15 protein-coding genes are annotated in these 22,451 nt (G+C 69.7%); 6 read left to right on the top strand and 9 right to left on the bottom strand.

Going from position 1 to position 22,451, the window contains the following annotated elements; translation table 11 throughout:
• Positions 1 to 376 precede the first annotated feature (376 nt).
• The 8 genes from ACSMXV_RS26995 to ACSMXV_RS26960 all read right to left on the bottom strand — a co-directional run bounded on the left by ACSMXV_RS26995 (position 377) and on the right by ACSMXV_RS26960 (position 12,090).
• On the bottom strand, positions 377 to 772 hold the full coding sequence (locus ACSMXV_RS26995; RefSeq protein WP_473173823.1) for a VOC family protein: 396 nt from the start codon (positions 770 to 772) through the stop codon (positions 377 to 379).
• Between the two features lie 151 nt (positions 773 to 923).
• On the bottom strand, positions 924 to 2,081 hold the full coding sequence (locus ACSMXV_RS26990; RefSeq protein WP_473173822.1) for an ABC transporter ATP-binding protein: 1,158 nt from the start codon (positions 2,079 to 2,081) through the stop codon (positions 924 to 926).
• Positions 2,074 to 3,132, bottom strand: coding sequence for an ABC transporter ATP-binding protein (locus ACSMXV_RS26985; RefSeq protein WP_473173821.1), 1,059 nt, complete (start codon positions 3,130 to 3,132; stop codon positions 2,074 to 2,076). Before ACSMXV_RS26985 ends, ACSMXV_RS26990 begins: the two co-directional genes overlap by 8 nt.
• Positions 3,133 to 3,143: 11 nt before the next feature.
• On the bottom strand, positions 3,144 to 4,106 hold the full coding sequence (locus ACSMXV_RS26980; RefSeq protein ID WP_473173820.1) for an ABC transporter permease: 963 nt from the start codon (positions 4,104 to 4,106) through the stop codon (positions 3,144 to 3,146).
• Positions 4,099 to 5,028 (bottom strand): ABC transporter permease, encoded by a 930-nt coding sequence (locus ACSMXV_RS26975; protein ID WP_473173819.1) that lies wholly within the window; start codon positions 5,026 to 5,028, stop codon positions 4,099 to 4,101. Before ACSMXV_RS26975 ends, ACSMXV_RS26980 begins: the two co-directional genes overlap by 8 nt.
• Positions 5,029 to 5,161: 133 nt before the next feature.
• A complete protein-coding gene (locus ACSMXV_RS26970; RefSeq protein WP_473173818.1) occupies positions 5,162 to 6,775 on the bottom strand; it encodes a peptide ABC transporter substrate-binding protein in 1,614 nt (537 codons plus the stop codon).
• Between the two features lie 831 nt (positions 6,776 to 7,606).
• Complete coding sequence (gene typA, locus ACSMXV_RS26965) at positions 7,607 to 9,514, bottom strand: translational GTPase TypA (protein WP_473173817.1); 1,908 nt, start codon at positions 9,512 to 9,514, stop codon at positions 7,607 to 7,609.
• Positions 9,515 to 9,672: 158 nt separating this feature from the next.
• Entirely contained in the window at positions 9,673 to 12,090 is a 2,418-nt protein-coding gene (locus ACSMXV_RS26960) for an ABC transporter family substrate-binding protein (protein ID WP_473173816.1), read from the bottom strand.
• Between the two features lie 398 nt (positions 12,091 to 12,488).
• Between ACSMXV_RS26960 and ACSMXV_RS26955 the strand changes: the two genes are divergently transcribed.
• From ACSMXV_RS26955 to ACSMXV_RS26930, 6 genes are all read left to right on the top strand, one after another.
• Positions 12,489 to 12,776: a hypothetical protein gene (locus ACSMXV_RS26955; protein WP_473173815.1), complete on the top strand. Its 288-nt coding sequence runs from the start codon at positions 12,489 to 12,491 to the stop codon at positions 12,774 to 12,776.
• A gap of 163 nt (positions 12,777 to 12,939) precedes the next feature.
• Positions 12,940 to 13,761, top strand: coding sequence for a hypothetical protein (locus ACSMXV_RS26950; RefSeq protein WP_473173814.1), 822 nt, complete (start codon positions 12,940 to 12,942; stop codon positions 13,759 to 13,761).
• A 15-nt stretch (positions 13,762 to 13,776) separates the two neighbouring features.
• Positions 13,777 to 15,714 (top strand): fumarate reductase/succinate dehydrogenase flavoprotein subunit, encoded by a 1,938-nt coding sequence (locus tag ACSMXV_RS26945; RefSeq protein ID WP_473173813.1) that lies wholly within the window; start codon positions 13,777 to 13,779, stop codon positions 15,712 to 15,714.
• The gene (locus ACSMXV_RS26940) at positions 15,711 to 16,481 is read left to right on the top strand and encodes a succinate dehydrogenase/fumarate reductase iron-sulfur subunit (protein WP_473173812.1); all 771 of its coding nucleotides are present in this window, start codon (positions 15,711 to 15,713) and stop codon (positions 16,479 to 16,481) included. The genes ACSMXV_RS26945 and ACSMXV_RS26940 overlap by 4 nt, the downstream gene beginning before the upstream one ends.
• A gap of 198 nt (positions 16,482 to 16,679) precedes the next feature.
• Positions 16,680 to 18,839, top strand: a complete 2,160-nt coding sequence (locus tag ACSMXV_RS26935; RefSeq protein ID WP_473179075.1) for a TPM domain-containing protein — start codon at positions 16,680 to 16,682, stop codon at positions 18,837 to 18,839.
• A gap of 53 nt (positions 18,840 to 18,892) precedes the next feature.
• A complete protein-coding gene (locus ACSMXV_RS26930) occupies positions 18,893 to 19,606 on the top strand; it encodes a PspA/IM30 family protein (protein WP_473173811.1) in 714 nt (237 codons plus the stop codon).
• Between the two features lie 49 nt (positions 19,607 to 19,655).
• On the opposite strand, the gene ACSMXV_RS26925 is transcribed toward ACSMXV_RS26930, so the two are convergent.
• Positions 19,656 to 22,337 carry a SpoIIE family protein phosphatase gene (locus ACSMXV_RS26925; RefSeq protein WP_473173810.1) on the bottom strand — a complete coding sequence of 894 codons (2,682 nt, stop codon included), beginning with the start codon at positions 22,335 to 22,337 and terminating at the stop codon, positions 19,656 to 19,658.
• Positions 22,338 to 22,451 lie beyond the last annotated feature (114 nt).

Below are 22,451 nucleotides of genomic sequence, written 5' to 3'. Positions count from 1 at the left end.
ATCAACGCCCGGCCGAGGAGCCAGTCCCCGGCCCATTGACCCGAGCACGGTCCGACTGACTCCACACGGGAAACCGGGGCGCGGCCCACACCCCATGTACAGGGGCCGCGCCCCGGCCATGCCCAAGCCGTCCCCGCCGACGCAACCGAGCGTGGGCGTGACTCATGCGTCGGCATCTCGACACGGACGGCACGGGCGCGCACCACGAACGGCCGGGAGACAACGGTGATGGCAACGCACACTGCGGCGACGGCGGCGATCGCGGCACCGGAGCCGACGTGGTCTCGGGTGCCGTCTCCCTGTGGGAACCGCCTCGGCACGGGGCAACCCCAGATGTCAGCCCCGCTGAACAGGTCCTCGGGGTGATGCGGCGCCGTCAGTCGCGCACCAGGCAGAACGGGTGGCCCGCAGGGTCCGCGTACACGCGCCAACCGCGGGTTCCGCCTCCGTCGCCGAGGCAGACGGCGCCCAGCTCCAGGGCCTGGGCCTCGGCCCGGTCGAGGTCGTCGACTCCGATGTCCAGGTGGAACTGCTGCGGCGCGGACGGGCCGGGCCACCGTGGCGGCCGATAGTCGCCGACCCGCTGGAAGGCCAGCACCAGACCGGAGTCGGTGTGCAGGGTCGACCAGTCGTCGTCCAGCGACCACCGCGGATCGGGCCGGTCGACCTCACCGCCGAGAAGCCCGCGGTAGAAGCGGGCGAGAGCGCGGGGATCGGGGCAGTCCAGTACGACACACTGCAGGGCGCCGACGGAGCCGACATGCTCAGACATGCATACCTTCCAGGGCATGGGGATCATCTGCCGCCATGCTCCCGCAGGACCGCGGTACGGCCCGGCCGGACGTGCGCCGCGGCACCGCCACAACGACGGGCGCCCGGAGCCGCTTCCGGCCCCGGGCGCCCGATCGACGTACATCACGGCCTCACGCCGCGTGCACCACGTCCTTCTCCTCCGCGAAGTGGCACGCCGACTCGTGCGCGGCCGGGGAGTCCGAGGACGCGAACCGCTCGGGGACCGCGAGCAGCGGTACCTCGGTGGCGCACTTGTCCTGGGCCTTCCAGCAGCGGGTGCGGAAGCGGCAGCCGGACGGCGGGTTGGCGGGCGAGGGCACGTCCCCGGTGAGGATGATCCGCTCGCGACCCTCGCGGGCCTCCGGGTCGGGCACCGGGACCGCCGACAGCAGCGCCTGCGTGTAGGGGTGCGTCGGGTGGTCGTAGATCTGGGTGTCCGTGCCGATCTCGGCCATCTTGCCGAGGTACATCACGCCGACCCGGTCCGAGATGTGCCGGACGATCGACAGGTCGTGCGCGATGAAGATGTAGGACAGGTTGAACTCGTCCTGCAGCTTCTCCATCAGGTTGATGACCTGCGCCTGGACGGACACGTCCAGGGCGGAGACCGGCTCGTCGCAGATGATGATCTCGGGGTTGAGCGCGAGGCCGCGGGCGATGCCGATGCGCTGGCGCTGACCGCCCGAGAACTGGTGCGGATAACGGTTGATGTACTCGGGGTTGAGGCCGACGACGTCCAGGAGCTCCTGGACCTTCCGCCGCCGGTCGCCCTTCGGCGCCACCTCGGGGTGGATGTCGAAGGGCTCCCCGATGATGTCGCCCACCGTCATACGGGGGTTGAGCGAGGTGTACGGGTCCTGGAACACCATCTGGATGTTCCGGCGTACGGCCTTCAGCGCGCGCCCGGACAGCTTGGTGATGTCCTGGCCCTTGTAGAAGACCTCGCCCGCGGTCGCCTTCTCCAGGGTCATCAGAAGCTTGGCGACGGTGGACTTGCCACAGCCGGACTCGCCCACGATGCCCAGAGTCTCGCCCTGGTACAGGTCGAAGGAGACCCCGTCCACGGCCTTGACCGCGCCGATCTGCCGCTTGAAGAGGATCCCCTGGGTCAGCGGGAAGTGCTTCACCAGGTTGCGGACCTGAAGGATCGGCTCACCGCGCTCGACGGGGGCTTCGATGGCCGCGACCGCCTCGGCGTCGGAGTGGGCGTCGACCACCTCCACGTCGGTGACGTTCGGAGTCGCGTCCAGGGCGTCCTGCGGCTCACCCGCCTTGCTGAGCTCAGCCATGGATCGTCTCCTTCCAGAAGTGGCACGCGCTGCCGCGGCCGACCAGCTCACTGCCGTCCCGCTCGGTGACGGGAAGCAGTGCCGGCACCTCGGTACGGCAGATGTCCTGCGCCTTCGGGCAGCGCGGGTTGAATGCGCAACCGGACGGGATGCGGGTCAGGTTGGGCGGCAGACCCTTGATCGCGTACAGCTCCTGGCCCTTCTGGTCCAGGCGCGGGATCGAGTCCAGCAGGCCGCGTGTGTACGGGTGGGCCGGGCGCTTGTACAGCTCGTTCACGGGCGCCGTCTCGACGATCCGGCCCGCGTACATGACCGCGATCTTGTCCGCGACGTCGGCGACCACGCCGAGGTCGTGGGTGATCAGGATCAGACCCATGTTGTACTCGCGCTGGAGCTCCGCGAGCAGGTCCATGACCTGCGCCTGGACCGTCACGTCGAGGGCCGTGGTGGGCTCGTCGGCGATGATCAGATCGGGCTCGAGGGCCAGCGCCATGGCGATCATGATGCGCTGGCGCATACCGCCGGAGAACTGGTGCGGGTAGTCGCCCACGCGCTCCTTGGCGGCCGGGATACGCACCCTGTCCATCAGTTCGATGGCCTTGAGCTTGGCCTCCTTCTTGGAGAGGCCCTGGTGGACGCGGAACATCTCGCCGAGCTGGTAGCCCACGGAGAGGACCGGATTGAGGGAGGAGAGCGCGTCCTGGAAGATCATCGCGATCTTCCGGCCGCGGATCTTCCGTCGCTCCTCGCCGGACATCCTGAGCATGTCCTCGCCGCGGAAGAAGATCTCCCCCTGGGGGATCCGTGCCGGCGGCATGTCGAGGATGCCCATGATCGCCTGAGCGGTCACGGACTTTCCCGAACCGGATTCGCCGAGCACGGCGAGCGTCTCGCCCGCGCTGACGGTGTAGTTGACACCGTTGACGGCCTTGGCGACGCCGTCCCGGGTGTGGAACTCCACGTGCAGGTCACGGACTTCGAGCAGCGGGCCGTCGAAGTCGCCCCCGGCACGCGGCGCGGGAACGTCCGCAGGCTTGTCGATGATGGTCACGTACGCCTCCCTCAGCGCAGCTTGGGGTCGAGGGCGTTGCGTACAGCATCGCCGAACATGAGGAACGACAGGACCGTGATCGAGACCATCACCGACGGAATGATCAGCACGTACGGCGCGTTGCGCAGTTGCTCACGGCCAGTGGAAACGTCCACGCCCCAGGACACCGTCGGATCTGCGAGTCCGACGCCGAGGAAGGACAGCGTGGCCTCGGCCGCGATGTAACCGCCCAGCGCGATGGTCGCCACGACGATGATCGGGGCGAGGGCGTTGGGCAGGATGTGCTTCAGCATGATGCGTGTCGTGGAGGCGCCGAGCGCCTTGGCCGCGACGACGTAGTCCGCGTGCTTGATGGTGATCACGGAACCACGGGCGACGCGGGCGATCTGGGTCCACCCCAGGAAGGCCATCGCCAGCATCACGACCCAGACCGAACGCACCTCGAAGGTGGTGAGGACGACCAGAGCGCCGAGCAGATACGGGATGGCCATGAAGACGTCGGTGATACGGGAGAGCAAGCTGTCGAGCCAGCCCCCGAAATAGCCGGCGGTCATGCCGACCGCGGTGCCGAGCACGGCCACCAGCAGGGTCACGCCGACGGCGACGAGGATCGAGGCGCGGGCGCCGTAGACGACTCGGGCATAGATGGAGCGTCCTTGGCCGTCGTATCCGAGCCAGTCCGGGGCGAAGAAGTTGCCCCAGTTCGGGTGCTGGAGGTAGTGCTTGGCCAGGTCGGCGTCGCGCGGGGATGCGCTGGTGAACAGGCCCGGCGCGGCCGCCATGACGAGCAGCAGCACAATCAGCACGGCCGAGGCGAGGAAGAGCGGGTTGCGGCGCAGGTCGTGCCAGGCGTCGGACCACAGGCTGCGCGCCTTCGCCGGTGCGGGGCCGGAATCGCCGGCAACGGCGGCGGTTCCCTGGCCCAGGTCGTTCGCCACGGTCTTCCCGGCCTTCTCAGCGGTCTTCTCAGGCATACCGGATCCTCGGGTCCAGGACCGCGTAAAGCAGGTCGACGAGCAGGCTGGCGACGAGGTAGACGATCACGATGAGAGAGGCGATACCCACGACCGTGGCACCCTCACGGCGGAACAGCGCCTCGTAGATGGCGTCGCCGACACCCTGAACGTTGAAGATGCCCTCGGTGACGATCGCCCCGGTCATCAGGTTGCCGATGTCGGTTCCCAGGAAGGTGACCACGGGGATCAGGGAGTTGCGCATCAGGTGGACGCCGACGATCCGGCCGCGCGGCAGCCCCTTGGCCACCGCGGTGCGCATGTAGTCGGCTCGCAGGTTCTCCGCCATCGACGTACGAGTCAGCCGGGCCACGTACGCCAGTGAGAGGGAGCCGAGGACGATTGCCGGCAGGAACAGGTCGCCGAAGTTCTCGGAGTCCTGCACGGTCGGCGTGGTGAGGCCCCACTGGAAGGCGAAGAGGTACTGCATGAGGTAGCCCAGCACGAAGGAGGGCATGGAGATCAGTACCAGGGTGAGGGTCAGCAGCCCTCGGTCCCGGACGGAGTCCGGGCGGAGCCCGGCAATGACGCCGAGGCCGATGCCGACGAGCACCGTGAACGCGAACGCGAACAGGGTGAGGCGGATGGTGACCGGGAACGCGTCAGCGATGATGTCCGCGACGGGACGCTGGCTCCCGATCTCGGTACCGAAGTCGCCCTGGAAAAGGCCACCCAGGTAGTTCAGATACTGCTGCCAGATGGGCAGGTCGAGACCAAGGTCGTGGCGGATGCTCTCGACCACGGCCGGGTCGTACGCCTGGTCTCCCATGAGCGCCCTGACGGGATCGCCGGGCAAGGCGTACATCATGAGAAAGATCAGCAGTGTCGACCCGATGAACACCGGGATCATCTGGAGCAGTCGTCGTGCGACATAACGCCCCATGGGTGTGCCTCCGTGAGGGATGACTGCAGTCGCGGGGGCCGCTCGGTGAGGAGCGGCCCCCGCGGCCCTCCGCCACCGCCGACGGATCGGCGGCGGCGGACTGACGGCCTAGTGGGAATTGGCCCGTGGGCGCTTACTTGGTGGTGACCTGGGTCAGCTCGAGGTCGCCGTGGAAGTCCACGTTGACATTGTCCACGCCCTTACCGTGGCCACCGTTGATGCGGTAGTACCACAGCGGGATGGCCGGCATCTCGTCGACGAGCTTCTTCTCGACTTCCTGGTAGGCCTTGACGGCCTCGTCCAGGGACTCTGCCTTGTCGCCCTCCGCCATCAGCGCGTCGATCTCCTTGTTGGAGAAACGGCCGTTGTTGGACTCGGCGTTGGTGTGGTAGAGCTCCTTGATGAAGTTGACGTTGACCGGGTAGTCGGCGACCCAGCCGCCGCGGTACATCGACTTCACCTCGTCGTTGTCGCGCGCCTCGAGGTCGGTGGCGAAGTCCGGCTTCGCGTCGCCGACGCAGTCGACACCGGTGGCGTTGCGGATCGACTCGCAGACCGCGGTCACCCACTCCTTGTGGCCGCCGTCGGTGTTGTACTGGATCCAGACCTTGTTGCCCGGGACGCCGCCGCCCTCTTCGATGAGCTCCTTGGCCTTCTTCGGGTCGTACGTGAAGACGTCCGTGTCCAGGTCCTGGTTGCCCTTGACCTGCGGCGGCGTGAAGCTCGTCGCGGGCGTACGGGTGTTGTTCAGGACGGTCTTGGTGATCGTGTCGCGGTCGATCGCCATGGACAGACCCTGGATGACCTTCGGGTCGACGTCCTTGAACGTCTTGGAGTAGAAGGCCGGGACCAGCGACTGGATGGCCGCGTACGGCTCCTCGATGGCGCCGTCACCGAGGTCCTGCTTGTACTTCGGCAGGTCCGTCGGGCCGACCTGGCGGATGATGTCCAGGTTGCCGGAGACGACATCCTGGTACGCCGCCTCGAGGGTGGCGTAGTTCTTGAACTGGATGCCCTTGTTCGCGGCCTTGTTGGGGCCCTTGTAGTCGTCCCAGGCCTGGACCTGGATCAGCTTCTTGTGGGTCCACTTCTCGAACTTGTACGGACCGTTGCCGACCGGCTTCTGGCCGAACGCCTTCGGGTCGTCGTAGAAGACCTTCGGAAGCGGGGCGAACGTGGTGTAGCCGAGCTTGTAGTTGAAGTACGGAACGCGTTCCTTCAGGTCGATGGTGAAGGTGGTGTCGTCCACGACCTTCAGACCGGACATCTTGTCGGCCTTCGGGTCGCCCTTCTCCGGGTGGACGTCGTCGTAGCCGGCGATGTCAGCGAACCAGAACGAGTTCTGCTGGTTGTTCTTGATGTTCGCGTACCAGTTCCAGGCGTCGACGTACGACTGCGCCGTGACGTCCTCGCCGTTGTGGAACTTCCAGCCGCTCTTGAGCTTGACCGTCCAGGTCTTGGAGTCCTCGGTGGTGACGGACTCGGCGTTCGTGTAGACGATCTCGCCCTTGGCGTCGAAGTCCAGAAGCTGAGTGAACAGGGACTGGATGACGTACGAGCCGTTGGTCTCGTTGGTGTCCGCCGGGATCAGCGGCTTCTGCGGCTCGCCGACATCGATCGAGACGTAGCCCGCGAGCGCGCCCTTGTCCTTCGGCTCGTCCTCGCCGCTGCCGCCACCACAGGCCGTTGCTGCCAGCGCGACGACGATTGCCCCCGCGACCCACTTGGCGCTCTTGGCACCGCGCATGGGTTCTCCTCCTCATGAGTCCACTTGTTCACGTCAAGAGGGTGCACATGAAACGACGCCGCCACCCCTGACGGCGAAAAGATCCGGTGCCCCAGTGTGCTCGTGAGTCGGCGCTCCCCACAGCGCGTGACCCATTGACCCGAGCTCTACGCGCCTAACTATTAGCCATGGGCTACGACCCGGCCACACCCTTTTGGTCTCGGTTCGATCACACCTGACGCCTACTTAGTCCAAAATCCGGACAAACCGATCCGAGATAGATGGCCGCGAAACGGACGCGTTACATATCTATCGGGCACCAGCGTCCGCATTCCGGACGGTCAGCCAAGGAATACCAGTTGTGAACATGGCGATGATCTGCCATACCCTTCCCGACAACCCCTGCCACAACCCTCGCCTGCCCATAACAGGAAGGGTAGCTGCCAGTCCCCGCGCGTAGATACGGGTCTGACGGGCTTCCTTGGCGGCGCCGATGGGGCCCAATCCGCAACTTGGGGCATTCCGGTACGACAGGCTTCGGGCGCCACCTGTCAGGGGCGTCCGGGCTCTGTGGTACCGGCCAGATGTTTCGGACGAATGCCGATGCTGTGTCCGCCGGCGTCGGGACATATGTTCGGCGAGCGCAGGCCGGCGCGGCCGCCCACCGCGGGCCAGAACCGGCCACCGACCGGCAGCCGCATACGCGCCGAAGGGGACGTGCCGGAATGTGCGCCCGCTGGGGGCATCCCAGGCCCTCAAGGCACTGGGCACTCGGCACTGGGACGGCAAATGCCGAGCGCCCCGCGCAGCCTCAGGCTGCGCGGGGCGCCCCTTACGGCACAGCGCCCAGCGTCAGGCGTGCTTCGCGCGCGAGGCCGAGCGGGCGCGGTCGCGGGCGTCCAGGACCACCTTGCGGATACGGACGGCCTCCGGGGTGACCTCGACGCACTCGTCGTCGCGGCAGAACTCCAGCGACTGCTCCAGCGACAGCTTGCGCGGCGGGACGATCGCCTCGAACGAGTCGGCCGAGGACGACCGCATGTTCGTGAGCTTCTTCTCCTTGGTGATGTTCACGTCCATGTCGTCGGAGCGCGAGTTCTCGCCGACGATCATGCCCTCGTACACCTCGGTGCCGGGGTCGGTGAACAGCACACCGCGCTCCTGCAGGTTCGTCATCGCGAACGCGGTGACGGCGCCGGAACGGTCGGCGACCAGCGAACCGTTGTTACGGGTCGTCAGCGTGCCGAACCACGGCTCGTGGCCCTCGTGGATGGAGTGGGCGATGCCCGTGCCGCGCGTGCCGGTCAGGAACTCCGTACGGAAGCCGATCAGGCCGCGGGACGGTACGACGAACTCCATGCGGACCCAGCCGGAGCCGTGGTTGGACATGTTGTCCATCCGGCCCTTGCGGACGCCCATGAGCTGCGTGACCGCACCCATGTGCTCCTCGGGCACGTCGATCGTCATACGCTCGACCGGCTCGTAGACCTTGCCGTCGACCTCCTTGGTGACGACCTGCGGCTTGCCGATGGTCAGCTCGAAGCCCTCGCGTCGCATCTGCTCGACGAGGATCGCCAGCGCCAGCTCGCCACGGCCCTGGACCTCCCAGGCGTCCGGGCGCTCGGTGTCGAGCACGCGGAGCGAGACGTTACCGATCAGCTCGCGGTCGAGGCGGTCCTTGACCTGGCGGGCGGTGACCTTGCGGTCCTTGACCGCCGCCTTGTTGTCCGCGCCCTTGCCGGTGCCGCCGCGGCCGACCAGCGGCGAGGTGTTCGTACCGATGGTCATGGAGATCGCGGGCTCGTCGACCGTGATCAGCGGCAGCGCGATCGGGTTCTCGGGGTCGGCGAGGGTCTCGCCGATCATGATGTCCGGGATACCGGCGACTGCGCAGATGTCACCCGGGCCGGCCTTCTCGGCGGGCTTGCGGGTGAGCGCCTCGGTCATCAGCAGCTCGGTGATGCGCACGTTGGACATCGTGCCGTCGCGCTTGATCCACGTGACGGTCTGGCCCTTGCGCAGCTCGCCCTGCTCGACACGGAGCAGCGCGATACGGCCGAGGAAGTTGTCCGCGTCCAGGTTGGTGACGTGGGCCTGGAGCGGCGCCTCCTCGTCGTACGACGGGGCCGGGATGGTGTCCAGGATCGTCGAGAAGAACGGCTCCAGGCTGTCGCTGTCGGCCGGGACGGTGCCGTCCTCCGGCTTGGTCAGCGAGGCCACGCCGTCACGGGCGCAGGCGTAGACGATCGGGAACTCGATCTGGTCCTCGTCCGCGTCCAGGTCGAGGAACAGGTCGTACGTCTCGTTGACGACCTCGTCGATACGGGAGTCCGGGCGGTCCGTCTTGTTGATGCAGAGGATCACCGGGAGCCGGGCGGCGAGCGCCTTGCGCAGCACGAAACGGGTCTGCGGCAGCGGGCCCTCGGAGGCGTCGACGAGGAGGACCACGCCGTCGACCATCGACAGGCCGCGCTCGACCTCGCCGCCGAAGTCGGCGTGGCCGGGGGTGTCGATGATGTTGATGGTGATGGGCTCGCCGCCGGCCTTCGGGTGATACTTCACCGCGGTGTTCTTGGCGAGGATCGTGATGCCCTTCTCACGCTCCAGGTCGTTCGAGTCCATCATCCGATCGTCGAGGTTCTCGGCGGCGTGGGCTGCGAAGGCGCCGGCCTGCTTGAGCATGCCGTCGACGAGGGTGGTCTTGCCGTGGTCGACGTGGGCGACGATGGCGACGTTGCGGATGTCTTGGCGCGTGGCCATGGTGCGGCGCTTCTCCCGGGGTGAGTGGACGGCCTGCGCGTACGTCTTCGGTACGCGGGCCCTGCCGGGCTGGACACGCCACGGCCTCACCCCATCGTACGGTGCGCTCCGGGGTGGGGCTTGCGGGGGCCATTGGGTGGCCCCCTTCGGCAGCCCTGTCAGTGGCTCGGGCTTCCCTTGGGTGCGCCCTGGTGGACCCCCGACTTCAGGTAGCCCATGTCCTCGTAGACCGGCGTCTCGAAACCGAAAGCGCCTGCGTTGGCGAGGTTCGGGCGGGCGGCCACCAGCTGGGGGCGCTGGTAGAGGGGGATGGAGCCGGCCGCGGCCCAGATGCGGGCGTCGGCCTGCTTGACGAGCGAGGCCGCCTCCTTCTCGTCCAGCTCGGCGATCGCCTGGTCGAAGAGCTGGTCGATGTGGTCGGTGCCGACCCGCGTGTAGTTCTGCTCGATGCTCAGCGAGCCGTCCGCGGCGGCCACCGGCTTGGCGAAGATCGGCCGGTTGTCGGTGGCGGGGAAGGCGGTCGCGGGCCACGAGTACAGCGCCAGGTCGTACTGGCCGGACGCGATGTGGTCCTTGAAGTAGCTGTCGTCGGAGACCTTGGACGTCTCCGTGCGGATCCCGATGCGCTCGAGCATCCGCGTGATCCGGTCGCCCACGGCCCGCAGCTGTTCCGATCCGGGGCCCGAGGGCAGTACGAAGCGGAGCGTGAGCGGCTTGCCGTCCTTGGCCAGCTGGCCTGCGGCGGCGCCGTCGGCCACGGCACCGGCCGGGGACGCCGTGTTCTGCGGGGTGCCGCTCGTCTTGGGGGCGGCCGTTCCCTTCGGTGCGTACGCGCCGGGGACGCCGCCCCGCCTGGCCTGCTGCCGGCCGTCCTGCCCTCGCGGATCCTGCAGCTTCTCCCTGTCGGCCTCACCGGGCATGACCAGGGCATCTGCCTGGCGGACGAGCGCGGCGCGCTGGAGAGCGACGGCCGGAGCGGGCGCGAGCACGGAGCTGCCGCTGTTGCCGGGCTTGTCGTCCTCCTGTCCGACGATGTACGTACCGTCGTCGTCCTCGGCGGCTTCCTCCGCCGCACCGGCCTCGTCGTACGTCCCGGAGTCCACCGAGTCGTCTGAGTCGGAGGAACTGCCGGAGCCGCCGGATGATCCGCCCGGCGCCCCGTCCGCGGACTTCCCGGAGTCCCGGGCCTCGCTGCCCGCGGCGTTTCCGTCCTTCGTCGTGCCGCCCGGCACCCATCCGGCGTCCGCGAGCAGCGCCCGCGCCGCCTCCGTGTCCTGGCCGCCGAGGGCCCCGCTGTTGTCGGCGTACGCCGCCTGGCCGGCCAGTGCGAGATGGTTGCCGACCGGCTCAGCGGGCAGCCCGAGCGGTGTCAGCACGAGCCGGGCGAGCTCCTCGCGGTCGAGGGCGCGGGCCACGGCGCGGCGTACGCGTTCGTCGGCGAGCGGGCCCTGGGAGCCGTTGAGCGCGAGCTGCGTGTAGGCGGGCTCCAGTGACTTGCGGAGGACGTAGTCGCGCAGGCTCGCCTGCTCCTTGGTGTACTGCTCGGCCGCCTCGCTGCGCTGCTCGCGGGCGAGCTTCTCGGCCTGGGCAGCCTGTGCGTCCGAGCCGTTCGCGACGGCCCAGGACCGCAGCGCCTGGGCGGGACTGGTCTCGGCGACGGGCCCGTGCACGGGTGCCCCGTCGGCTCCCTTGTCGCGGGTGGCGAGTGCGATGCGCTGGGCGTCGGCCGGCTCGACGTCGGCGAGGTCGAGTCTGCCCTCGGCGAGCGCGGCGGCCCGCTCGTCGCGTGGCACGGCACGCAGCACAATCGTGGAGAGCTTGGCCGGGTTGCCCCACCAGCGCGGATTGCGTTCCAGCGTCACATCGCCCGCGGCACGGTCGATCTTCGTGAGGGTGAAGGGCCCGGCGGTGGCCTTCAGCTTGGACCGCGCACCGTCGTTGAAGGTGTCCGGGGTGCCCATGACGTCCTTCGGGTACAGCGGCGAGAACAGCGAGCGCCAGTCCGCGTACGGCTTGGCGAAGGTGACCCGTACCTCCAGGTCGCTGGCGCCTCGCTCGATCTTCTCGATCCGGTCGTAGCCGGCGTTGCGCGCGGTCCAGTACGCGGTGTCCTTGCCGGACAGGGCGCGCCACTGTGCGGTGAAGTCGGCGGCGCCGATCTCGCGGCCGTCGCTCCACACCGCCTGCTGGTTGATCTTGTAGAGCACCACCTGCTTGGGCTCGCGCTCGACGATCTCGGCGGACTCCAGGAAGGCGGGGTTGCGCTGCGGCCGGCCCAGCTCGTCGAGCCGGAACAGGGACGGCAGGACGGCGCCGGCGATCCGGGAGGTGGTCGCGTCGGCGTCGGCCTGGAAGGCGTTGAGCGTCTCGGGCAGGGCGTCGACGGCCCAGTGGAGGGTGCCGCCGTCGCTGATCAGCTCGCGCCCCGCCGACGCGATGTCCTGGCCGGCGACCGGACGGCCGGCCTTTTCGCTACCGCTGCTGCAGCCGGCCATGGCGGGCACGGCGAGCACTCCTGCCGCGAGGAACGCGACGCATCGCATGACAGGGCGCAGCCTGACGCCGTCGAGAGACATCACTGGTACCTCCGGGGCTCGCGCGGCCTGCCCGCCGCCGGTCCGGTCCGGGCCGGATCGGACCGGGACTGCTCAGGGTGTACGGAATGCTGTGCGGAGTATGGTGCTGATCACACGTATCGCCCCACTGAAGTGGATCGTGTGGGTTTGTCGGTAGCGACACGACAGAGAGAGGCTCCAAGGTCACCCGCGCGGCGGAAGTGGCAAGCGATTCCGGTGAGGCTGCTGCACATGGCGACGTCCCCTGTGACTACTGGGCCGATCGGGGGCGCGTAAGGGGCGCATGCGTGGCGCGCGGACCAGGAATCCGGGCAGATCCCTTCACAGGCGAGATGTGACGCGCGACACTCGCAGGCGCGTGAGCGTTGCCACCGCAACCGCGGAAGTGAGGGCAAGTCATGTCCCTGCAGGACGATCTGACCGCCGTACAACGCTGCATCGACGACCTCGTCCGGTCCGTCGGCCGGCTCGAACAGCACGTCGGACGCAGCCTGGAGATCCGCCGGGTGCGCACCGACGCCGATCATCTGCGTGAGAGCGTCGCGCTGCTGCGCGAGGCGGCCCCCGCCCTCGGGGTACAGAAGAAACCCGAGCTCGTGGGCATCCCGGACACGCCGTACGACAGCGCGCTGTGGACGGACTCGGACGACGAGGGCCTGGGCGCCCGCGACCGGCGCGCTCCCTGACCGGCCCGGGCCACTCGGCGAGTGAGCCGAAGGGGCGCGCCGGTGTCGAGAGGGCGAGCGCGCGGAGGCCCGACGAAGGAGGGCTGAGCACGGTCGCACTCTCGACACCGGCTTTGCCGCCCCGGAGGCGAACCGAGCCACAAAAAGAGGGAGTGGAACTTCATTGGCCACCGGCACCGAACCACATCTGAATACGGGCGGGGTACGAGAAGGCACCCGCGCCGCCATCGCCGCCCCGCATCTGCGGACCGACCGCTGGTGGCTGGCGCCTGCCGCCACCGCGGCCGGGTTGCTGGCCTTCGTCGTCTACTCGACGTGGCGGGCCTTCGCGAACGCGGACTACTACGCGGCGCCCTACGTCTCGCCGTTCTACTCGCCCTGCCTGGCCGAGAACTGCGAGCCGATGCGCGGGGGCCCGAACTGGGAGATCTTCGGCAGCTGGTGGGGCCTCTCCCCCGCCCTGCTCATCCTGATCTTCCCGCTGGGCTTCCGGCTGACCTGCTACTACTACCGCAAGGCGTACTACCGGGGCTTCTGGGCGTCCCCGCCCGCCTGCGCCGTCGCCGAGCCGCACAAGAAGTACACCGGTGAGACCCGCTTCCCGCTGATCCTGCAGAACATCCACCGCTACTTCTTCTACACGGCGCTCCCGGTCGCCGGGATCCTGACGTACGACACGGTCCTCGCCTTCCGCGACGAGAACTACGAGTGGGGCCACATGGGCCTGGGCACTCTCGTCTTCCTGGTCAACATCGTGCTGATCTGGGCGTACACGCTCTCCTGCCACTCCTGCCGGCACATCGTCGGCGGCAAGCTGAAGCACTTCTCCAAGCACCCCGTGCGCTACCGGCTGTGGCAGTGGGTGGGCAGGCTCAACGCCCGGCACATGCTCCTGGCCTGGACCTCGCTGGTGAGCGTCGCGCTCGCCGACTTCTACGTGTTTCTGCTCGCCAGCGGCGCCTTCGACGATCCGAGGCTGTTTTGAAATGGAAGGTGCCTGATGTCACAGGTGGAGCGGCAGCAGTGGGACGTCGTGGTGGTGGGCGCCGGCGGCGCGGGGCTGCGGGCCGCGATCGAGGCGCGTGAGCAGGGTGCGCGTACGGCCGTGATCTGCAAGTCACTGTTCGGCAAGGCGCACACGGTGATGGCCGAGGGCGGCATCGCTGCGGCCATGGGCAACGTCAACGAGCGCGACAACTGGCAGGTGCACTTCCGCGACACCATGCGCGGCGGCAAGTTCCTCAACCAGTGGCGGATGGCGGAGTTGCACGCCCAGGAGGCCCCGGACCGGGTCTGGGAGCTGGAGACGTGGGGCGCGCTCTTCGACCGTACGAAGGACGGGCGGATCTCGCAGCGCAACTTCGGCGGGCACGAGTATCCGCGGCTCGCGCATGTCGGCGACCGCACGGGCCTGGAGCTGATCCGCACGCTCCAGCAGAAGATCGTGTCGCTGCAGCAGGAGGACAAGCGCGAGTTCGGCGACTACGAGGCGCGGCTGAAGGTCTTCCAGGAGTGCACGGTGACCCGCGTACTCAAGGACGCTGACGGCCGCGTCTCGGGGGTCTTCTGCTACGACCGCGAGACCGGCCGCTTCTTCGTCCTGGAGGCACCCTCGGTGGTCGTGGCCACCGGCGGCATCGGCAAGTCCTTCAAGGTCACGTCGAACTCGTGGGAGTACACGGGCGACGGGCACGCTCTGGCGCTGCTCGCGGGTGCGCCGCTGCTGAACATGGAGTTCGTGCAGTTCCACCCGACCGGCATGGTCTGGCCCCCGTCGGTGAAGGGCATCCTCGTCACCGAGTCGGTCCGCGGTGACGGCGGTGTGCTGCGCAATTCCGACGGCAAGCGGTTCATGTTCGACTACATCCCCGACGTCTTCAAGGACAAGTACGCCGAGTCGGAGGACGAGGCGGACCGCTGGTACGACGACCCGGACAACAACCGGCGCCCGCCCGAGCTGCTGCCGCGCGACGAGGTGGCGCGGGCGATCAATGCCGAGGTGAAGGCGGGGCGCGGCACCCCGCACGGCGGGGTCTACCTGGACGTGTCGACGCGTATGCCCGCCGAGGTGATCAAGCGGCGGCTGCCGTCCATGTACCACCAGTTCAAGGAGCTCGCCGACGTCGACATCACGGCCGAGGCGATGGAGGTCGGCCCGACCTGCCACTACGTGATGGGCGGCATCGCGGTCGACTCGGACACGGCGGCGGCCCGCGGGGTGGCAGGGCTGTACGCGGCCGGGGAGGTCGCGGGCGGCATGCACGGCTCCAACCGCCTCGGCGGCAATTCCCTCTCCGACCTGCTGGTCTTCGGGCGGCGGGCGGGGCTGCACGCGGCGCAGTACGCGTCCGGGCTCACCGGGGAGCGCCGCCCGGCCGTGGACGCCGAGCAGGTGGACGCGGCGGCGGCCGAGGCGCTGCGCCCGTTCTCGGCGGAGGGCCCGACGCCCGGCGAGCCGCCCGAGAACCCGTACACCCTCCACCAGGAGCTCCAGCAGACGATGAACGACCTCGTCGGCATCATCCGCCGCGAGGCGGAGATGGAGCAGGCGCTGCGGAAGCTCGCGGAGCTGCGGGTGAGGGCGCGGCGGGCCGGGGTCGAGGGGCACCGCCAGTTCAACCCCGGCTGGCACCTGGCCCTCGACCTGCGCAACATGCTGCTGGTCAGCGAATGCATCGCGCGGGCCGCGCTGGAGCGTACGGAGAGCCGCGGCGGCCACACCCGCGAGGACCATCCGACGATGGACCGCGAGTGGCGGCACATCAATCTGCTCTGTCGGCTCGCCGACCCGACGGGCGGTCTCGCGGCCACCGACCCCGTCCGCGGCCAGATCTCCCTGGCCCGGGAGACGACGGAGCCCATCCGACCCGACCTGCTCGCCCTGTTCGACAAGGAGGAGCTGGTCAAGTACCTCGCCGAAGAGGAGCTGTACGAATGAGTTCTTACGAGGCGCGATTCAAGGTCTGGCGGGGGGACGCCGAGGGCGGCGGGCTCGAGGACTTCAAGGTCGAGGTGAACGACGGCGAGGTGGTGCTCGACATCATCCACCGCCTCCAGGCGACCCAGGTCCCCGATCTCGCGGTCCGCTGGAACTGCAAGGCGGGCAAGTGCGGTTCGTGCAGCGCCGAGATCAACGGGCGTCCGCGGCTGATGTGCATGACCCGCATGTCCGTGTTCTCCCGCGAGGAGACGATCACGGTGACGCCGCTGCGGGCGTTCCCGGTGGTCCGGGATCTCGTGACGGACGTCGGTTTCAACTACGAGAAGGCGCGGGAGATCCCCTCGTTCGTGCCGCCCGCGGGGCTGGGTCCCGGTGAGTACCGGATGCAGCAGGAGGACGTCGACCGCTCGCAGGAGTTCCGCAAGTGCATCGAGTGCTTCCTGTGCCAGGACACCTGCCATGTGGTCCGCGACCACGAGGAGAACAAGGCGGCGTTCGCCGGCCCTCGCTTCCTGATGCGGGTTGCCGAACTGGACATGCATCCGCTGGACGAGGCCGAGAGGACCGGCGTCGACCGCAAACGCACGGCCCAGGACGAGCACGGTCTCGGCTACTGCAACATCACCAAGTGCTGCACGGAGGTCTGCCCCGAGGGGATCAAGATCACTGACAACGCCCTGATCCCGCTGAAGGAGCGGGCGGTCGACCGGAAGTACGACCCACTGGTGTGGCTGGGGTCGAAGATCGGGCGGCGATCACCGTGAGGCCATGAGGACGGTGAGGCCATGAGGAGAGGGGACGGTCTCGGCCGCTCCGGCCCGCCGCCCTCGTCATGGCGCCGGGATGCCGGTCTCCGCAGGTCCCGCCCCAGCCCGGGGCGGGCCCGGTCGCGATAGGCCAGAAGCGGTCATACCCTCACAAACGTGACGCTTCCCCGGAGCCGAGGTCCGTCGGCCAGCGGCATACGCCTCCCGCACTCCCTGCGCCTCGCGTATACCCTGCTCTGCGCGCTGGCGGCACTGTGCTGGCTCGTCGCGCCCGCCACGGGCGCCCGTGCCGACGACCCGATCACGCTGTCGCGGACCGGCCAGATCACCGACAGGGTCGACGCGCTCGGCGACCGCAAGAGCGACGTCGCGGCGGCACTGGACGATCTCGACAGCGAGCAGGGTGTCCAGCTCTTCGTCGCCTACGTACGTGACTTCTCCGGCCGCACCGCACAGAGCTGGGCCGACGCGACGGCCCAGCGCAACGGCCTCGGCCTGAACGACGTACTGCTGGCCGTCGCCACGCACGACCGGCAGTACGCGTACTCCGTGGACCAGGACATGCGGCTGACCGACGCCGAGCTGCGAGACGTCGCGGGGACCGCCATCGAACCGGCGCTGCGGCAGAACGACTGGGCGGGCGCCGCCATCGGTGCGGCGAACGGCATCGGCGCGGTCCTCGCGGGCCGGCCCGTGCCCACTCCGGCGATCACCCCGGGCGAGGCCGATCCCGGCGGCGGCGCCGACGGCGAAGCCCTCATCGGTGACCTCATGCTGCCGATCGCGGCGCTCGGCGCCGCAGCGGCCCTCGCCGCGTACACGTACACCCGGCGCAAGAGGCGCGTCCAGACCCGTACCACCCCCGGTGGGGGCTGGGGCGGGCGCGGCCAGCAGGCCGTGCCCCTGCCCGAGCTCGACCAGCGGGCGAGGCAGCTGCTCGTCGAGACGGACGACGCGGTCCGCACCAGCACCGAGGAACTCGGCTTCGCCACCGCCCAGTTCGGCGAGGAGGCGGCCGCGCCGTTCGGTGAGGCGCTCGCGTACGCGAAGTCGGAGCTCACGGCGGCCTTCCGGCTGCGGCAGCAGCTCGACGACGCGATCCCGGAGGACGATGCGACGAAGCGCCACATGCTGGACGAGATCATCGCGCGCTGCACCGAGGCCGATCGCCGGCTCGACGCGGAGGCCGAGGGCTTCGACCGGCTGCGCGCCCTGGAGCAGAACGCGCCCCAGGCGCTGGAGCACGCCGAGGCGAGGCTGCGGGACATCACCGGGCGCACCGACACCGCGCAGGCCACGCTCACCGCGCTCGGCACGCGGTACGCGTCCACCGCGGTCCTGCCCGTCACGGGCCACGTCGAGCAGGCCAAGGACCGGCTGGCGTTCGCCGCGACCCACATCGGCCAGGCCCGCGAGGCCGTCGGGGCAGGCGCGGGCGGCACGGCCGCGGTGCATCTGCGGGCCGCCGAGGGCGCCGTCGACCAGGCGGGCACGTTCGTGGACGCCGTCGACCGGCTGGCGAAGGAGCTCGCGGAGGCGGTCGGCAAGCTGCCCGGCGCGCTGACCGAGACCGAGACCGACCTCGCGGAGGCGCGGGGCATGCTCGTCGGCACCCCCGAGGGCATCTCCACCGCCGACCTGCACGGACGTATCGCCCGCGCGGAGTCGGTCGTCGGCGAGGTGCGGACGCAGGTCGCCACGGGCTCGTACGACCCCATCGACGCGCTGCGCCGGGTGGAGGAGGCCGACGCGGCCCTCGACGACGCCCTCGCGGGAGCGCGCGCCCGCGAGGTGAGCAACCAGAAGGCCCGCGCCCTGCTCGACCAGGCCCTGCTCACCGCGCGCAGCGCCGTGGGCGCCGCGTCGGACTTCATCACGACGCACCGGGCCGCGGTGGGCAGCGAGGCCAGGACACGTCTCGCCGAGGCACAGCGGCACCTCGCGCTGGCGCAGGCCTCCGCGGCTGCCGACGACACGGGCGGCGCCGGACCGGCACCCAGGGCTTCCGCCGATCCCACGGCGGCGCTCGCCGAGGCCCAGCGGGCGGATGCGCTGGCCCGCGACGCGCAGCAGCTGGCCGAGCGGGATGTGCGGATGTACGGCAATCCGTACGGGTACGGCGGTCCGATGGGCGGCGGGCGCGGGGGCGGCATGGGCGGTGCGGTGCTCGGCGGCATCGTGCTCGGGGGCATCCTCGGCGGTATGGGCCGTGGGACGGGTGGCGGGGGCGGCTTCGGCGGGGGACGCGGCGGCGGCTTCGGCGGGGGCTTGGGTGGAGGTTTCGGCGGGGGCGCCCCCGGCAGCTTCGGCGGCGGAGGGACACGCGGGCGGAGGGGTGGGGGCGGCAGGTTCTGAGCGAGGCAGTCCAGGCAACGCAACTCGGGGAAGCGAGAACGAGAGGTGGTCCCATGACCAAGCAGACGATCCTCGGCCGCGTCGCACAGCTGGCGAAGGCGAACATCAACGCCCTGCTGGACCAGGCGGAGGACCCGCAGAAGATGCTGGACCAGCTGATCCGCGACTACAGCCACAACATCCGCGAGGCCGAGCAGGCGGTCGCGACCACCATCGGCAATCTGCGCCTGCTGGAGCAGGACCACCAGGAGGACGTGGAGGCCGCCACCGAGTGGGGCAGGAAGGCGCAGGCCGCCAGTAAGAAGGCGGACGAGCTGCGGGCCTCCGGTTCCGGCGCCGAGGGAGACAAGTTCGACAGCCTCGCCAAGGTGGCGCTGCAGCGGCAGTTGCAGGCGGAGCGCGAGGCGAAGGACGCCGAACCGACGATCGCCACGCAACGGGAGGTCGTCGACAAGCTGAAGTCCGGTCTCGACCAGATGAAGGTCAAGCTGACGGAACTCCAGTCCCGGCGCGACCAGTTGGTGGCGCGCTCCAAGACCGCCCAGGCGCAGAACCAGATGCTGGACGCCGCCAAGAACATCAATGTGCTCGATCCGACCACCGAGTTGAGCCGCTTCGAGGAGAAGGTACGCCGCGAGGAGGCGAGGGCACTCGGCAAGCAGGAACTCGCCGACTCCTCGCTGGACGCGCAGTTCGAGCAGCTCGACAGCATGGGCGACGCGGCGGAGATCGAGGCCCGCCTGGCCGCGCTCAAAGCGCACGCCTGAACCGCGGTCTGAACCGCAGTCTGAACCGCGGCCCGAACCAGGTCCGCCCTCAGAAGAGGCTGAGCAGAGCCTCCGTAGGATCTCCCGGCCCCGAGTCCCCGTCGGGCAGGGGTAGTTCGAACCACACCGTCTTGCCTCGGTGCGTCCGCCGTGAGCCCCACGACGCGCTCAGCAGCCCGACGAGCTGCAGTCCGCGGCCGCCCTCGTCCGTGACGCGCGCTCTGCGGCGGCGCGGCTGGACGAGTCCGGCGTCCCACACCTCGCACACGAGCGTACGGTCGAGCAGGAGCCGGAGCCTGATGTCGCCCTCGCCGTAGCGCAGGGCGTTGGTCACCAGCTCGCTGACCAGCAGCTCCGTGGTGTCGACCAGGGGTTCCAGGTCCCAGGACAGCAGCTGGGCGCGGGCGTACTCGCGGGCCCGGCCGACGCTGCGCGGTTCGCGCGGCAGCGTCCAGTCGCCGACGGCGTCCGCTGGCAGGCCCTGGACGCGGGCCATGAGCAGCGCGATGTCGTCCTCGCCGTGGTGGGTGTCGAGGGCGCCCAGGACGTGGTCGCAGACGTCCTCGAGGGCCGGGCCGGGATCGGCGAGGGCGCCGAGCAAGGCCTGCAGGCCCTCGTCGAGCGGATGGTCGCGGGACTCGACGAGCCCGTCGGTGTAGAGCGCGAGCAGGGCGCCTTCGGGAAGTTCGACCTCGACCTCCTCGAACGGTTCGCCGCCGACACCGAGCGGCATGCCCGGCGGTACGTCGAGCATGAGGGCCGGCTCGCCGGGCTCGACGAGGGCCGGCGGGAGATGACCGGCGTTGGCGAAGGTGCAGCGGCGCGTCACGGAGTCGTAGACCGCGTACACGCAGGTGGCGAGGTAGACCTCGGAGAGGTCGGCGTCCTGGGACTGGCGTGCCGCGCGCGTGGCCTGCCGGACGCCACCGGGGGTGCCCAGTCCGCGGGCGATCTCGTCCAGCGCGGAGAGCACCTCCGCCGGTTCCAGGTCGAGCAGCGCCAAGGTGCGTACGGCCGTGCGGAGTTCGCCCATCGCCACGGCGGCGCGCAGACCGCGGCCCATGACGTCGCCGACGACGAGCGCCGTGCGGTGGCCGGGCAGTTCGATGACGTCGAACCAGTCGCCGCCGACCTCGGTGGCGGCGTTGCCCGGCAGATAGCGGCAGGCGATGTCGAGCCCGGCCGCCTCGGGGGCGCCGGGCGGGAGGAGCGAGCGCTGCAGGATCAGGGCGCGCTGATGCTCGCGGCGGTAGAGACGGGCGTTGTCGATACAGACGGCGGCGCGTGCGGCGAGTTCGACGGCGAGGGCCCGGTCCCGTTCGCCGAACGGCTCGCTGCCCTTCGTACGGGAGAACTGGGCGAGGCCGACGACGGTGTCGTGGGCGACCATCGGCACGGCGAGCGTGGACTGGATGAGGTTCCCGTCCCCGGCGGGGACGAGCTGGGGGCGGGCCGTGCGCAGGGCTTCGGCGTGGGCCGAGTTGAAGGGGTAGTGGTGGACGGCTCCCGCGGCGACGGGCGCGGGTCCCGCCATGTACGGCGTGTCGGCGACGGCGCTCGCGAAGGCGACGCGGCGCAGTGCGGCGCTGCCGGTCGCGGACTCCCGCCGCGACGTCGTGCCCCAGACCCCGGTCGGCGTCTCGTCGCCTTCGAGAAGGCCTTGATAGAGGTCGACTGAGGCAAGGTCGCAGAAGCCCGGGACGGTGACGTCGAGGAGTTCGCGGGCGGTGGTCTCCAGATCGAGGGAGTTGCCGATGCGGGCGCCGGCCTCGTTCAGCAGGGCGAGGTTACGGCGGGCATGTGCGGCCTCGCGTGCGGCGGCGCGGCGGGCGGTGACGTCGGTGCCGAGCCAGGCGATCCCGATCGGCCTGCCCGTTCCGCTGTGCACGCGATAGAGGTTGATGGACCAGTGGCGCCGCTCCAGCGAGCCGGGGACGGTGCCGGTGATCAGCATCTCGGTGACGGCTTCGCCGGTCTCCAGGACACGGCGCAGCGTTGCGGTCACGCGGTCGGCCTCGGGGCGCGGCAGATAGTCGTGGACGCCTCGCCCGCGGTGCTGGTCGACGTCGCCGCCGAAGACCGTGGCGAAGCGCTTGTTGACCCGCCGGACCCGCAGATCCGTGTCGAGCAGCAGGAAGCCGAACGGAGATTGGCCGAAAATAGCCTGCGAGGCGGCGAGATCCGTCTCGATGCGGCGCAGTGTCCGGACGTCGACGACGATGCAGACGGCGGCCTGTTCGCCGGACTCCGTCTCGGTGGGCATCACATAGATCTCGGCGATCCCGTCCGCACCGTAGGCACGGCCCTTACGGGGGGTACTGTCGCCACCGGCGGCGGCGCCCGGACCGGTCGCCCTGACCGAACCGGCATCGCTGTCCACACCGCCGACCTGGCCTGCATCGCTGTCGCCGTGCCGCTGGGCGGGCAAACGGAACGGGACGGCGCCCGTCCACTCGCGGCCGTCGAGTATCTCCGCCATCTTGCGGCGACCGCTTTCACGCAGGTCGTCCGGCACGAACGCCTCGATGGGGTCCTTGCCCACGGCATCCCTGGCCGACAGGCCGAAGAGCTGCTCGGCGCGTCGGCTCCACTGGTCGATCAGGCCATCGGGGCCGATCGAGAACGAGGCGACCTTGATGTAGTCGTAGATCGAACCGGGTGGACTGCTCTGCCATGTCGCGTCGCCCGACGGGTCCTTGGACGCCGTGGCCTTCGCTGGTTTCTCGCTCACGCGAACCGTCCCCTCCAGCTCACCGCGTCCGGCACCGGTCACCGGAGGCGGCTGCCCGCAGTATCCAGCACTACGGAGCCACACGACACGGCGTTCACGATCACAGCACGGTCT

This window comes from Streptomyces sp. DSM 42067 (assembly GCF_055792885.1).
Note: the sequence above shows the minus strand (reverse complement) of the source record. Positions and strands in the feature narration are given on the sequence as shown.

Excerpts from the sequence above, each read along its gene's own strand:
- ACSMXV_RS26995 (WP_473173823.1), bottom strand. The coding sequence starts at position 772 with ATGTCTGAGCATGTCGGCTCCGTCGGCGCCCTGCAGTGTGTCGTACTG.
- ACSMXV_RS26990 (WP_473173822.1), bottom strand. The coding sequence starts at position 2,081 with ATGGCTGAGCTCAGCAAGGCGGGTGAGCCGCAGGACGCCCTGGACGCG.
- ACSMXV_RS26980 (WP_473173820.1), bottom strand. The coding sequence starts at position 4,106 with ATGCCTGAGAAGACCGCTGAGAAGGCCGGGAAGACCGTGGCGAACGAC.
- ACSMXV_RS26975 (WP_473173819.1), bottom strand. The coding sequence starts at position 5,028 with ATGGGGCGTTATGTCGCACGACGACTGCTCCAGATGATCCCGGTGTTC.
- ACSMXV_RS26970 (WP_473173818.1), bottom strand. The coding sequence starts at position 6,775 with ATGCGCGGTGCCAAGAGCGCCAAGTGGGTCGCGGGGGCAATCGTCGTC.
- typA (WP_473173817.1), bottom strand. The coding sequence starts at position 9,514 with ATGGCCACGCGCCAAGACATCCGCAACGTCGCCATCGTCGCCCACGTC.
- ACSMXV_RS26960 (WP_473173816.1), bottom strand. The coding sequence starts at position 12,090 with ATGTCTCTCGACGGCGTCAGGCTGCGCCCTGTCATGCGATGCGTCGCG.
- ACSMXV_RS26955 (WP_473173815.1), top strand. The coding sequence starts at position 12,489 with ATGTCCCTGCAGGACGATCTGACCGCCGTACAACGCTGCATCGACGAC.
- ACSMXV_RS26945 (WP_473173813.1), top strand. The coding sequence starts at position 13,777 with ATGTCACAGGTGGAGCGGCAGCAGTGGGACGTCGTGGTGGTGGGCGCC.
- ACSMXV_RS26940 (WP_473173812.1), top strand. The coding sequence starts at position 15,711 with ATGAGTTCTTACGAGGCGCGATTCAAGGTCTGGCGGGGGGACGCCGAG.
- ACSMXV_RS26930 (WP_473173811.1), top strand. The coding sequence starts at position 18,893 with ATGACCAAGCAGACGATCCTCGGCCGCGTCGCACAGCTGGCGAAGGCG.